This window comes from Paenibacillus sp. NRS-1781 (assembly GCF_050467745.1).
Taxonomy (GTDB): Bacteria; Bacillota; Bacilli; order Paenibacillales; family Paenibacillaceae; genus Paenibacillus; species Paenibacillus terrae_A.
Window position 1 is genome coordinate 233,676 of sequence record NZ_JBITPI010000015.1, and the last position, 14,202, is coordinate 247,877.

9 protein-coding genes are annotated in these 14,202 nt (G+C 45.8%); 1 reads left to right on the forward strand and 8 read right to left on the reverse strand.

Translation table 11 applies throughout. The annotated features are described in order from the left end of the window. Positions 1-9 precede the first annotated feature (9 nt). Positions 10-1,242: an ABC transporter substrate-binding protein gene (locus ACIFO6_RS05740; protein ID WP_430038920.1), complete on the reverse strand. Its 1,233-nt coding sequence runs from the start codon at positions 1,240-1,242 to the stop codon at positions 10-12. Positions 1,243-1,408: 166 nt separating this feature from the next. Between ACIFO6_RS05740 and ACIFO6_RS05745 the strand changes: the two genes are divergently transcribed. After that, the gene (locus tag ACIFO6_RS05745) at positions 1,409-2,413 is read left to right on the forward strand and encodes a cellulase family glycosylhydrolase (RefSeq protein ID WP_430038922.1); all 1,005 of its coding nucleotides are present in this window, start codon (positions 1,409-1,411) and stop codon (positions 2,411-2,413) included. Between the two features lie 107 nt (positions 2,414-2,520). Here the strand turns inward: ACIFO6_RS05745 and ACIFO6_RS05750 are convergent, their stop codons facing one another. The 7 genes from ACIFO6_RS05750 to abc-f form a co-directional block, all read right to left on the reverse strand. Beyond that, the gene (locus ACIFO6_RS05750) at positions 2,521-3,903 is read right to left on the reverse strand and encodes a lanthionine synthetase C family protein (protein WP_430038924.1); all 1,383 of its coding nucleotides are present in this window, start codon (positions 3,901-3,903) and stop codon (positions 2,521-2,523) included. After that, a complete protein-coding gene (locus tag ACIFO6_RS05755) occupies positions 3,900-5,783 on the reverse strand; it encodes an ABC transporter ATP-binding protein (RefSeq protein WP_430038926.1) in 1,884 nt (627 codons plus the stop codon). Before ACIFO6_RS05755 ends, ACIFO6_RS05750 begins: the two co-directional genes overlap by 4 nt. Beyond that, positions 5,780-8,968 carry a lantibiotic dehydratase gene (locus ACIFO6_RS05760; protein ID WP_430038928.1) on the reverse strand — a complete coding sequence of 1,063 codons (3,189 nt, stop codon included), beginning with the start codon at positions 8,966-8,968 and terminating at the stop codon, positions 5,780-5,782. Before ACIFO6_RS05760 ends, ACIFO6_RS05755 begins: the two co-directional genes overlap by 4 nt. Positions 8,969-9,775: 807 nt before the next feature. Further along, positions 9,776-10,576, reverse strand: a complete 801-nt coding sequence (locus ACIFO6_RS05765; protein WP_430038930.1) for an ABC transporter permease — start codon at positions 10,574-10,576, stop codon at positions 9,776-9,778. Continuing rightward, positions 10,573-11,301 carry an ABC transporter ATP-binding protein gene (locus tag ACIFO6_RS05770; RefSeq protein ID WP_430038932.1) on the reverse strand — a complete coding sequence of 243 codons (729 nt, stop codon included), beginning with the start codon at positions 11,299-11,301 and terminating at the stop codon, positions 10,573-10,575. Before ACIFO6_RS05770 ends, ACIFO6_RS05765 begins: the two co-directional genes overlap by 4 nt. Positions 11,302-11,471: 170 nt before the next feature. Continuing rightward, on the reverse strand, positions 11,472-11,651 hold the full coding sequence (locus ACIFO6_RS05775) for an FDLD family class I lanthipeptide (RefSeq protein ID WP_430038934.1): 180 nt from the start codon (positions 11,649-11,651) through the stop codon (positions 11,472-11,474). 435 nt (positions 11,652-12,086) lie between these two features. Next, complete coding sequence (abc-f, locus tag ACIFO6_RS05780; RefSeq protein ID WP_430038936.1) at positions 12,087-14,171, reverse strand: ribosomal protection-like ABC-F family protein; 2,085 nt, start codon at positions 14,169-14,171, stop codon at positions 12,087-12,089. Between the last annotated feature and the right edge of the window lie 31 nt (positions 14,172-14,202).

Consider the following 14,202-nt stretch of genomic DNA (forward strand, 5'->3'; position numbering starts at 1 on the left):
CCTCCTCCCTTATCGGCGGTTAGCTACCTTATCCCATTCACTGTCCAGCTTCGCCAAATAAGCGTCGATGTCTCCGTTTTGCAGGAAGGCCTGCACAATGGAGTTTAACTGTACGGCTTTCGGAATATAATGATCGGCAAAATCAATGACACGCCCGGATTTAAAATACGGCAGCAGCCCCGCTACACTCGGGTCATCCTGCGTGACTCCCTTCACCGCTGAAAACAGCGTTTGCTCCGTAATATACTGCTTGCTGTTCTCCGGCTTCAGCAGAAAGGCAATGAACTCCTCAGCCTCTTTTTTATGCGGAGTGCTCTCCGAAACGGCTAACAGTGTATCTATACCGGACACCAGCTTGACCGCCTGTTCATCGTTCCCTGTCGGTAACGGGAAGAATCCAAGCTCCACCTTCGGATTCGCCTTGCGGATTTCAGATATCGCCCATGAGCCCTGGATATACATAAACCCCTGTCCATTAGCAAAGGCACGGTTCCCGTCCGCATAGTTTTTGCCAAAATTATCGCCATGTCCGTATTTCAGCAGCTTTAGCTGCTTTTCCGCCACCTCGCGGTACTTGTCCTGAAAGGTGACCTGATTTTCACGTCGTTGCAGGAAAAAATCAATGCCCACTAGATTCGGGCCAAGTGCATTGAAGGGAAGGTTCGTCTGCCAATCATCTTTATATGTAAAATAGAACGGGATTTTGCCGGCAGCCTTGATCTTTTGTGCCGTTAGGATCAGCTCATCCCACGTTTTGGGCACCTGTAATCCCATTTCTTTAAAAAGTGTTTTGTTGTACATCACACCATTCGCATTGGAAGCGTAAGGAATTCCAAACACCGGATCGGCCCCAGTCACATCCTTGAGCATGTTGAGGTAAATCGGGTCTACTGTACGTGGCAATTCTGTATTCGCTAGATCCGTAAAAATACCGCTCTGCGCCAAAATGGAATAGGTGTCGGTAGCCCCAAGCCCTACAATGTCAGGTACATCATTTTTGACCACTCGGGTCAGCAGCACCGTCTCTGCCTCCGGCGGGTTGACCTGTGTCACTTCAATGCCGAGATGCTCCTGATTGAATCGGGAGATCAGCTTATCGAAGGAACCCTTGGCCTCCGGCTTGTTCTGGAAAAATTCAATCTTCACCTTGCCTGACGCATCATCCTTATTGCATGCGCTTACAATAATCGCCATTAGAAGTATCAAAGCTAGTAATGACAGCCTCTTGCCCCATTTCCACATACTCATACCTCCTTTTCCCCTATGTCAATCTATTGCGTGACTAGACAATTAATACCCGAACTCTATGTAAAAGGAACGATATGTCATTCCAACATCACAATAGGTGTAATATGTATCCATTTTCAACATAGGATTAATTTGACTATAGAAGAGGAGGCGTTGGTTTGTGAGAGATTGGCGGTTATATGCCAAAAAAGTATGGGTATTCGCTGTAGTATTTCTGCTTTGTTGCGGCATGGGTTTGTTGAATGGAGGTACATCGTTTGCAGCCTCGGGGTTTTATGTAAGCGGAACCAGTCTGAAGGATGCGAACGGAAATACCTTTGTCATGCGTGGAGTGAATAACCCTCATATCTGGTTTGATACACAAGCCTATCAGGCATTGGATACCATTGCGGCGACGAAGTCCAACACCGTTCGCATTGTGTGGCAGACGAATGGATCGGCACAAAGACTGGAGGAAATTATCAACCACGCCAAACAGCTCAAGCTGATTTCCGTCGTTGAGCTGCACGATGTTACGGGCAGCAATGATGCCAATCGTTTGAACGATATGGCCCGTTATTTCGCTCAACCAGCGGTGAAAAAGGTACTGGCCGATAACCAGAAGTATGTTCTCGTGAATATCGCGAATGAGTGGGGCGACCACAACCTGTCTGATGCCGCATGGCGGGACGCTTACAAAACGGCCATCACCACGCTGCGCAACGCAGGCCTGCCGAATACGATTGTGATTGACGGCTCCGGTTGGGGACAATATGCCTCCCCGATTAAAGCCCATGGCGTTGAGCTATTGCAGCATGATCCCAACCATAATTTGCTGTTCTCCGTCCATATGTACGCCAACTACAATGATTCCAGCAAGATCGGCTCCGAGCTGCAAGCTATAAAGGACAAGGGACTGGCTGTCATCGTGGGCGAGTTTGGCTACAACTACAATAATGGAAACAACAATCTGGGCACCACGGTGAACCCTTATGAGGTTATGAAGCAATCCCAAGCCAAAGGCATCGGCTATCTGGCCTGGTCCTGGACGGGCAACAACAGCGAAAACGCATGGCTTGACCTTGTGAACAGCAGCGACTGGAAAACGCCGACGGCATGGGGCAATATCATATTGAACGATGCCAACGGCATCAAGAACACTTCAAAAACAGCTTCGGTGTACTGAGGTCTGACTAAGGTTCCAAGGTATTGATATTTAAAAAAAGAAGATCCACGACCCGCTAATGGTCGAATGGATCTTCCTTTGTATTGATTAAAGCTTTTATCTCCGTTTTAGCGAATTAAAAAAGCAGCGTCCCACTCCGGATTTTCTTCCCCGATTAAGGAAGCCAACACCAAAGCAACACCTGCACTTCCATTCAGAAAACCAGCCTCATCCACTTCTGCAAGCCTTCCATCCAGTAGGCTATGATCATAAAAACCAAACAGCGATTCAGAATCGAACATATTTAATACATCTTCCAGTAGCCTGTCCCGTATCACACCTAGCTGCTCATGTCCGGTATCTGAATACATACGCTGAACCAATTGCAGCAATCCTCCGACACCATGACACAATGTGGCAGAGGTTAGTCCCCCGTTGCGATAAAGCCGTTTTTCTATATCCAAATAGGCGCGAAGTCCCGTTTCAATCCATTCTTCATTGTGAACTGCTTGTCCTGCCAGCCAGATCGAACGTGCAATGCCTGGTACACCGTAACACCAGGAATCACGATAACGCTGTGTGCTGTCAGGCAATAAACAGTCACCCATCCATTCTTCAAAAGAAACCCGACCGGGCCAGATCATACCTTCCTTTTCCTCAATACGCCAATGGTTTATAAATTGAGCCAAGCTATGAATGTCATTTTTCAATAGGGGGGCGCCAGCTCCGTGAAGAGCAGACAAGCTCAGGAAAGCTAACGGGCCTGCAACGCCATGTGAAATTCCTAAATTAAAATTCCCTTGAGGATATTGTAGCTTTTCACCCTCCTGAAACTGATATTCCGGTGAAATGTGCCAAGCAGGTAATGTGTAACCACTCGTATTTTTCTCACCGCACATGATCTGGAACAACTCAATTGTCTGCTCCCATATCAAATGCATACCTGGACGATTCAGGAATAGCATAGTAATACGCCCAATTCCCGCAAAGCCTGATATCGTGTCATATTGACTCATTTGCAACCGTCCATTTTCCCACTCTTCTCGATATTGAGTCAGTTTATGCGAAACAATCTCTTCATACCAGGAGGCGAGCGAGTCCAACATACCTTGGTAACGTATTCCTTTTCTGGATAAGGAATGAATGGCCAGCAAAATCCCTGATAAGCCACTATACAAGGATGCATTATGGATACCCTGCTGTTCCAGAATGATGCGAATCCGCTCCAGATATTGATGACCTACCCTATCCCATCCATCATCAGGATACAATCGATCCAACTCACTCATAAATAAACATATGCCTGGGAATCCACTGGCTAAACTCTCGTCCGACCAACGATCTATTTTCGTTCCGTCAGCTTCTATTTGAGGCACCTTTTGCATGCATAAACGTACCTGATCCGGGTCCCTGTAACGCTTGGCAATCTCCTGCAATACTGCGGATATCTTATCCTTCATTTCTCCCTTGACGGGTATCCAGTTGTCGCATGTATATGAAATCGTCGTCATCCTGAAACTCTCCCTCCGGTTTCGACCACAGCTTCTTCTTCATTGAACGAACTAGCTTGAATACTGTACATCTCTGCATATAATCCATCCAGTAGCATCAGCTCCCGATGGGTTCCCTGCTCGACAATTACCCCATTATCCATGACCACGATTTTTTGAGCCAGACGTGCCGAAGAAGTCCGGTGTGTAACAAAAATACCGATGCTATCCTTCATCAACTCAAGAAACAGGACGAGCAAATCCCTTTCCGCGACCGGGTCCAAAAAGGAATTCGGCTCATCCAAAATATAAACATCCGCCTTCCGCAAAAATGCCCGTGCAATTGCCATTCTCTGCCATTGTCCGCCTGAGAGCTGATAGCCTTCTTCAAACCATTTCCCAAGCTGCGTGTCCAATCCTTGCGGAAGCTTGGTTATAATCTGGTCTATAGCCGCGTATTGAGCCGCATGGATGAGCTCCTCATCCTGCTCCATACGCTCTAACGATCCAAAACCGATATTATGACGTGCTGACATTTCATAATGCATAAAATCCTGAAATACTACGCCAATTTTGTCCTGAACCTTCTGCAAGTCGTAATCCTGAACGGGACGACCATTTATTTTAACCGTACCTTCATAATCGGAGTATAGCTGCATCAGCACCTTCATGAGCGTCGATTTCCCTGAGCCGTTCTTTCCTACTATGGCTATTGTCTGGCCTTTATTCATGGTCAAATGAATATCCCGAATGGAAGGAGCTGTTTGACCAGAGTAGGTAAAAGAAACTCCCTCAACGGATACCTTCTCTATACAAAACTTCTTGCTGTATTCTGGATTAAGTGGCGGCGCCTGTTCCTTTTGACGGTGGATCGGATCCGATGTGGGCAACTGTAAAAATAAAAATAACTGCTCCATATACAAATTATTTTGCGAAAATTGGACAATCCCCTGAATCAAGGCCTGCATCTGGCTTTGGGTCAGCATAATCGCCTGAATATAGCCGTATAAGCTACCTATTAATAATTTTTTCTCGAAGGTCTCCCTGATAGCCAGCCACACTACTCCAAACAACACAGCAAGCTCCAACAGGCTGTACATAAAAGTAATGGTGACCCGCTTGCCTAATATTCGCCGGTCTTCCACAAAAAATTTTTGCAATAATTCCCCATATCTTTTAAGCAAATATGAACTTATATTAAAAATTTTTACTTCCTTGACCGCACGGTCATTGGTTAGTAGAAAGGTCATATACCAAGACTGCCGATATAACGGGGTCCGATTCATATAAATTTCAAATTGTTCTTTATTTAACTTAAAAATAGAATATACGGACACCAGAGAGATCATAAATAAAATGACGACCACCCACCATTTCCACAAAAAAAGTAAAGCTGCGGAGGAAAGCATAGTGACAAGACTCGATAAAATGCCCGCCATTTGGGTATACAACTGGTATGGTCGATAAGAGGCTTCCTGGGTTGCACGCTTTAGCTGATCATTTATTTCTGAATTTTCATAATCTGCTAATCCCAAAGAGCTTGATTTCTCCCCTATCATCATATTTAATGACTTGGACAACACTGCTTCAAGCGTACCTTCAACATAGGTTTGGCTCATTGTAACTACATTTTTCAGTACGTAAATTGCTATGAACAACCCAAACTGTAACATTATTAAAGAAATGCCTTGGGTATCGGAATAAACAATACTATTAAGCAGATTTTTCATAATAATTAATGTAAGAACAGGCATCAAACCCTGAACAATATGCAAAAAAACGCTGAAAACCATATAAGGCTTATTCATACGAAATACCAATGCAAACAGCTTTAATCCTTGAATTAAACTCTTCCAGATGGAGGAATTTTTGCGATTCGTAGTTGTTTGCGTACGGCTCATTGGCGATTCCCCCGATATTGAACTAGACTGTTCATAGCATGTCTGGCAATAATCATCACCTTACGTTCCCGTTTCCTGTCTATCCCGAGCAATCGATTCAAATGCATATGAACCACACTATATACAATATCCTCTCTTGTGTTGGTGGACACTCCTTCCTGTTCCTGCTCATAGAGCACACGACTATACTGCTCTACAGCTTCTTTTCTCAGGTTAAAAATATTCTCTATGGAGTTCCGGCTGGATTGGGTTGAAGTTGGATTTTCCTGATTAGATGTCATCCATTGTAAAAAGAACTTCCTTTCCTTACGGAAGTCTTCCAAATACTCTTTAACATTAAAGTGTTGATTCAGTAATACACAAGCATCCTCCGCATGGTATCCAAACTGCCTCAGCAAGTTAATGACACTTAGTGTGGCTATAATCTCCTGTTGCAAGGACGTTTGATTGAATCTGATAAGGCGTACAAGCTTGGCTGTCACCTCACTGTCAGACGAAAACACTCGCTCAGCCCATATCATAAGTCCACTTCCACCGTAACGCTCTATTTCAGGCTCGTACGTATCGATCACAACTCTGGACACCAAACCTTCACCCACAAGCATTTCAGTCCAGTGATGGAACAAAGAGAGAAACACATTCGTTTCACAATCCCTCGATAATTCAAACCTGACACGAAGATGTTTATCAGGATCTGCATATCGGATAAAGTATCCTTGAAGGATATCTCCACTGTGTTGATGCGTCTGCACAAATTCGTCCCAGTATTTCCCTATAAACTCATCCTGTCGGCTGTTTAGACCGTATAATTTAGCATAAAGCCAACGCCCTCCAGGTAGATAGATACAGGCTGCTTCTACAGAACCTTGACTTGCATCCTCATGAACTATATCTAGGGAAACAGCAACCTCTTCCCCAAAAAGGTGTGTATTAATAGCCTGATTCCTTACGAGCGGGAACACAAACTCGGCCGCTAAATGACCATCTCTACGGGAGACTGGCGTTTCTTCGACATCACCTATATGCTCAATTAAAGTGACTTTCCCTTTGGATTGAAGGTCCCTGCAAACTTGTTCCATATGTAACGGGTGATCCAGATCCAGCAAGATGCGGTTATCCGATTCAATCATGTATACATAACGCGGTACACGCCATTCCCTTCGGAATTGGCATACCTGCTCTTCAATCATTCCTATATCCTTGGACTGGCTAGTTGGCAGGTCATTTACGATTCTCCACGTAGCAGGATGGAGAATGATATGCTCATATCTGAGACGCGGGGTAAATGGAGACTGTTCCGCGAATCCCCAATCCATAGGTGACCATTGGTGGTAACCGCTGTCGCCAACCTCAAGGATGAAACGATATATGTTGGGTGTCATTTCTGTATTGAGCATATGCCCAGCTTTGGCAATAACCTCGTGATTACGGCTAATAGATTTCAAATAGAACCGCTCATTACGCACGCCAACAACGAGATCCGATACATGAATTTGCCCTTCCTCATGCACTACATGATTGATTCCTATCGCTATTTCATAAGGCCGGGTAGGCTTGGTTAATACTACATTGGCCACTCTTCCCGCGCTGGGCAAATAGGATATTTCGGCCAATAGCTTATCAGGTTGTAGCTGCTGCTCTTCTGACTGAATCACGGAAAATATAGCTCCAAAATCCTCCCCAAACAGATCCAAAAATCTTCCAAACGTTTTTCCTGCTCCATCAGAGCCCTGATTGGGTCCCAACAAAAGAGTGTACTCCCCGCGAGTCACATCTATTTCGGTAGATGCTACAAGCTGAAATATCAGTTCCATGGATGGCAAGGCGACCCATTCATCCTGTTCTTGCCCCTTCATAATTTCATCAATCATCACATCTGTTAATACAATTTCATCTTTTCCGTCGCGGATACAGGACACAAACCATTGAAATAGGAGTTTTTCATAGTGTAACCTGAACTTGGACCGTGACGTGTTCTGCAAACGTCCCCTACGACTGGTGGGATGTTTGTAACCCATCGGTGCTCCTAATCCCGTGTCCTCATCCAACAGCTCCAGTAATGGAACCTCCCGATATGGACCATACTTCTCAAGGAATTCCACGCTAAACTCATCCAGCGATCTGTTCTCACGTGTCGAAAGCCTAGTCAGCAATTCAGCTATACGCTCTACATCGCTACGAATAGACTGAGGTAGGGTCATACTTCGATTCTCCAGAGAAAGGTCAATTTGCAGACTTGATTTCACATGAAATATGTCTTCCATGTTCTGTCTTAATTGTCTCAGCAAGTCCTCACCCTGGCCTATAGGAAGACGATTATATTTATGAACAGCATCTGTGATGTGAACCAGTTTTTCTTTGAGTTCATCCATACCCGTTACTGATTTCAGAACAGACAGGATATGATTAAGCGGGTCAGTGGTTGTGGTAGGGGGAATGATTTCCGAAATCAAAAACTCTTGCTCAAATAGCTGCCACACATAACGCTCAATCGTTTCAGGAGCAGCATCCATGAATTTCTGCTGAAGCTGATGAATCAATTCAGTATAAGGAATGGGGCTTGAGCTTGCATCTATCATACAATCAAATACATGGGTTGCACGCACAGATACGCTCTGATCTTCACCTTTAGTCATACTGCCATGCCTTGTCGTGTAGGGAATTTTAGCCCGGCTACCCTGGCGATAGATCAATGTATTACGCTGAACTTTGAGCTGTCGCACGACCTCAGGATGGCTTTCGATTAACTCCACTATCTTTAACAACCATTCCATGTCAGGTCTTGCGCGCTTTTGATAGGTATCAGGGCCTTGCAAACAGAGCCGCGCTTGTTCTCCGAATTGTCCATAGGTTACTCCGGCCAACAAACCAAATGGCGTGGGTCGTGTGATCATTCTTAGGATATAGCGCATGAAGGCCTTGATGACCTGTCCCTGTTTGCGCGGATTGTCTGAATTGCTGATATGTACTAAAGAATCAAGCAAAGTGGGGCTGGAAGCGGCCATTGCTTCACGAATGAACGAATTGTGAGACAATTCGGAAAGATAACGTAAAGCCACCCCCCTGACGTCTTCGCCCTCTTCAACGCAGTTTGGGAAGCATTTTGCAAACTCCTCCATAGGTAGCACAGGAGTACGCAACATAAAAAAATCTAAAGTTTTATACAGATTTCCTGTTTTTTTCATGAGAAGCCTCCGTTCCAGACAGAACTTCTAAACAATTTTTTTTTGCCATCGAGTAAAACTAATAAACATACATGCCACAATCACACCTCCTACACACATCCAAAACTTAAAGGAATTGTCCACCCTTAGAGCAAGCATTATTTGTTGAAATGGGTCCATCAATATAATAAGTGGCCTAAACAACTCAAAGAGGAATACAGATAAAAACAGAATAACTATATAGGCAAACAAGGGTCGGGATACATACAAACATATTGCGCTACTCAACATAAGCTTCACCAAGCAAACCATCGTTAATATAAGATAGAAACCAAGTATGTATGGGATGGCATCTGATGAGGTAGACATCACTGATGAACCATATTTTAAAAAAGTAGAACTATGCGGAAAAAGCAACCATCCCGCAAATATACTTATAAGCAAACTTGTCCCTATAAAAATGACCGTCGTAACTGATAGTGCACACAACTTAGCAAGCCAAAACTGAAAACGGCGGTACGGCCGTAACATGTATAACCTGTACGCCCCCGAGTAAAGATCACCACTTAACTGATCCACATACAGGATAGGCAGCATCGCTGTAGTTAGAAATAGAGCAACCTCACTCATCATCAGCCATGGCAAGTTTAGATTATTTACGGTTACGGTCCCTTCACCAAAACGTAAGACCTTCGTGCCAGTTACTTTATGACTCCATATAGTTGCAATAACTATGAATATATAGGCTATATACAACCAAAGAGTGGACTTGCGATTCCAGATCCGTTCCATCTCACTTCGCCAGATTCCCAGCATAAAGAGATCCCCCTAACACAAATAATCATCGGCCACAAAGCGGCGGTATGCCCCCCAAGTAAAAAAGATAAGATATAAACTAACAGCAGTAGCAATCGCTCCATTCACGGACAAGTTCCCCATTAAAGATCTATCTAAGCCTGTATGCTGCATATACGGAATAAACATAAATGTGATTATGTTGTATACGTATGGGACATGAGAAACAAAAGAGGCCAATTTTAAGTACAACGAATCAAACAACAGAGAGCCCAGATTGTATACCATACAAACACCGATGGCATACGTTACACTCTTGCTGTACATAGCGACAAAGCAGTAGAAGGAGCTTATTGCTAATAATGAGGCAAGCGCCCAACCATAGTATTCAAGCATCTGCAGTCCTTGAGATCCAGACAGACCCGCGTCACTTACATCATATGAAAGCCTCCATACTTCAACGATCACCTGCGAGGATACTGCAAACGCAATGAGAAGGAGCAAGATAGAAGTATTCAAAACCAGCAGCTTACTCCAGAAAATCTGACCGCGGGTATATCGGCGTATAAATAACAAACGCAGTTGCCCGCTTCGAAACTCCTCTGTGTATACAGCAGCAGCTAAAGCAGCCACAGCCATGTTGCATGCTAAAAACAAATTCTCACGCAGACCAGTAACGACAAAGTTTAAGGATAATACCTCTACAGGAACCTTCATGGTGCGCAAAAAATATACTCCTGTCGAACAAGCTAGCACCGGTGTACATAAAACCATGAGCCAGAACCACTTTCGTCTCCATAATCGCTCGAACTCGCTGTATATTAATAGCTTCATAGTCCCATCAATCCCATAAAAGCATCCTCCAGACGTTGGCCGTCCTCCACCAGTTGATCAGCTGGCCCCTTCCAAACTAGTGTCCCTTCTTTAATTACAATCAGTTCGTCACACATTTGCTGCAACTCATCCAGCAAGTGACTTGAAATAAAAAAGGCATAATTTGACGATTCACGCAGACGAAGCACAATATCTCTCAGCTCCCGCATCCCCATAGGGTCAAGGCCGTTTGACGGTTCATCTAGCAAAAGAAGCTCTGGAGCCCCCAGCATAGACTGCGCAATCCCGAGCCTTTGCTTCATACCCAGGGAATAGGTTTTCACCTTGTCATCCGCCCGTGTTTCAAGCCTCACCTTTGTAAGCAACTCTTCAATATGTATCTCTCGACCTGAAGGGGTAATTTCGGAGTGCAACCGTGACAAATTACGCAAAACCTGCCTGCCTGTCATATAGTCAAAAAATATTGGAGATTCAATAATAGCTCCTACCTTAGACAACGCCTTTTCCCGATCCGTTTGTACATCGTATGAAGCAATCCTTACGGAGCCGCTGGTTGGCTGCATCAATCCGGTCATGATTCGCATCATCGTCGTTTTTCCGGCTCCATTCGGACCGATGAATCCGTATATTTTCCCTTTTTCAAGCTCGAAGGAAATGTCATTCAATAACTTTCTTTTCCCCATTTTTTTCGTTACCTGACTGACCTCCAATAAGGCATCCGACATACTTTCCCTCCATCCACAAACAAAGTATAAGATCATTCTGAAAACGATCATTTATACTTTGATCGTCCGCTTTTTTTAACAGGAAGAGGAACTATCTAGACGTTCCACTTCCTATTTTTAATTATAAAATTCATACATTAAGAAAACGATGAAACTATAAAATATAGTGACTAGCAAAAAGCCCCTATATTGGTGTAGCAATTTTTTCCACAAGTAGCTACGCATTTAGTATTATCGGTTTTATCATCACCACATCCACCAGAGCATCTAGCAACACTAGTAAGTTGAGGTTCCACAGAACCTTGAGATTTGTTTACTTGAACATCCAGATCAAATAAATTGTCAGCCATTGCATTCTCCCCCTTTCGTTTTTAGACGTACCCTTCATTTTCAACGAGCTGCCAAAAACTCGCCCGTCGAAGGATTTATATGAACAACACCCCGACCAGATCGTCACCCACTCGAAATATTGCCATATACTACGTGGACAATCTGTATGTATGTTCTTTGTTGGAAACCAAAACTTCTTATAACAATTATTGGATTTATTTCTACAGACACAAAGATATCACATGTTGCAAAATGAAAAAGGTATATACCAAAAGCATGAATATAATTTATAAATATTCATTTATGTTAATATATTGGCTATTAATTTTCACTAACGATCTCTTTAACCATACAAAGCATAGCCCCTCGGTGAACGTTCTACCTCAGGGCTATGCTTTGTATAAAATTATACCTTTGTTGTTCTAGCAATGCTCATCCAGTGACCATCCCGCCACCTACTCCAGTTCAATCCACTCGCCGAGCAGCGTGTCCAGCTCCGCTTGCAGTCGTTCACGCGCGTCCCACAGCTCCGCCATGCGCATCGTGTCGCTGCTTGTACCGAGCTGCTCCAGTTCGGCATCCGCCGCCGCCAATTCCGCTTCCTTGGCGGCAATCGCCCGCTCCAGCCGCTCGCTGGATATGGCGGGCGTACGGGACGACTTCGCGGCGGCCCTCGCTCCGTCTGCCCCCGTGCCAGCGGATGACCCGCCACCTGCGGCGGGCGAGTCCAAGCGGCTCGCATCGGCCCCGGCAGGCGCTCCTGTCCGCACAGCCGAAGCCGTTCCGTTGCCGGCTGCTCTGGCAGATGCAGCCCCGTCCAAGCCAGAGCAGCCACCTACAGCGGCTCTGCTTCCGGATGCCATGCTGCGTGCCCCGACATCTCCTGCGCTCAGGAGGCGGGCGTGTTCCAGTTCCCGCTTCTTCACCCGGTATTCATCGAAGCCGCCCAGATAAGAGGCCAGCTTTCCGTCCTCCAGCTCCCAGACGCGCCCGGCCAGCTTGTTCACAAAATAACGGTCGTGCGAAATCGCCAGCACGGTTCCCGTGTAGCTTTCCAGCGCTTCCTCCAGCGCCTCGCGTGAGTCGATGTCCAAGTGGTTGGTCGGCTCATCCAGCACCAGCAAATTCGGCTTTTTCATGACCAGCAACGCCAACCGCAAGCGGGACCATTCTCCACCGGACAGCATGCTAACAGGCTTAAACACATCTGCTCCGTAGAACAAATACTTCGCCAGCAGTCCGCGTGCCTCGCCTTCCTCCACACCCGCTTCTTCCTTAAAGTACACAAGCACGGTCGCACGACTGTCCCGCTCTCCTTCCTGCTGCGCCAAATATCCATACTCCACGCGTGCGCCCCATTGCACCATGCCTGCATCCGCACTCTCCTGACCAAGCAGCAGCTTGAGCAGCGTCGTTTTTCCAGAACCGTTATCTCCTAACAAAGCCACCTTTTCGCCAAATTCCAGACTGCCCGTAGCCCCTTTTAATATCTGGCGCTCCCCATAGGCTTTGGCCATTTCTTCGAAATGCAGCACGCGCCGGCCCGAACGGTCCTCCAGTCTCAAATTAAACTCAGCCCCTTGCGGGTCCAGTACAGGCCGCTTCACCAGCTCCATACGCTCCAGCGCCTTACGAATCGAGTTCGCTTTTTTAAAAAACTTTTCGTTATCCCCATTGCGTCCCCACTCTTCAAGACGCCGAATGGCCTCTTTCATCTTCTTGATCCGCTTTTGTTGTTCCTTGTAGTCCTCGAATTGTAGCAGCAGCCGTTCTTCCTTCTCCTTGACGTAGCCACTGTAGTTCGCATAATACGTAAACGCCTCGCCATCCTCCAGCTCAATCATCTTGACGGCAACGCGATCCAGAAAATAACGATCATGGGATACAACCACACACGCGCCCGTATAGCCTTGCAAAAATTGCTCCAGCCATTCCAAACCTTTTAAATCCAAATGGTTGGTCGGCTCATCCAGCAGCAGCAGATCCGGTCGTCCGATGAGTTGGGACGCGAGTGCAATTTTCGTTTTCTCACCGCCGGAGAGCAAACCGAAGCTGCGCGTATACATGGCTTTGGGAATACGCAGCCCGTCGGCTACCTGGTCGATATTCGCGTCCATTTCATAGCCGCCGCTTCGCTCAAACCGTTCTTGCAAGGCTGCATACGATTGCAGCAGCTTTTCCAAACAATCCGCATTCGCAGCTACAACCGGATCGGACATTTCACACTCCAACTCACTCATCTGATTACGGCAATCCTTCAACTCACGATAGGCGTAAGCCAGCGTTTCATACACACTCAAGTGTTCAAACTCCGCCGGGATTTGCGGCAAATAGCCAATTTTCGTATTCTTGGCGATGACGAGCTGCCCTTCATCCGGTCGAGATAAACGCGCAATGAGGCGTAACAGGGTGGTTTTGCCGCTTCCGTTGCGACCGATGAGCCCCACCTTTTCCCCCGTATGAATATCAAACGATGCACCGTCCAGAATCAGATTGGCACCGTGGTATTTTTTCAATTGTTGACCGTTCACAATATACATGTCTAGGCTCTCCTTTATTTAGGAAGACCCT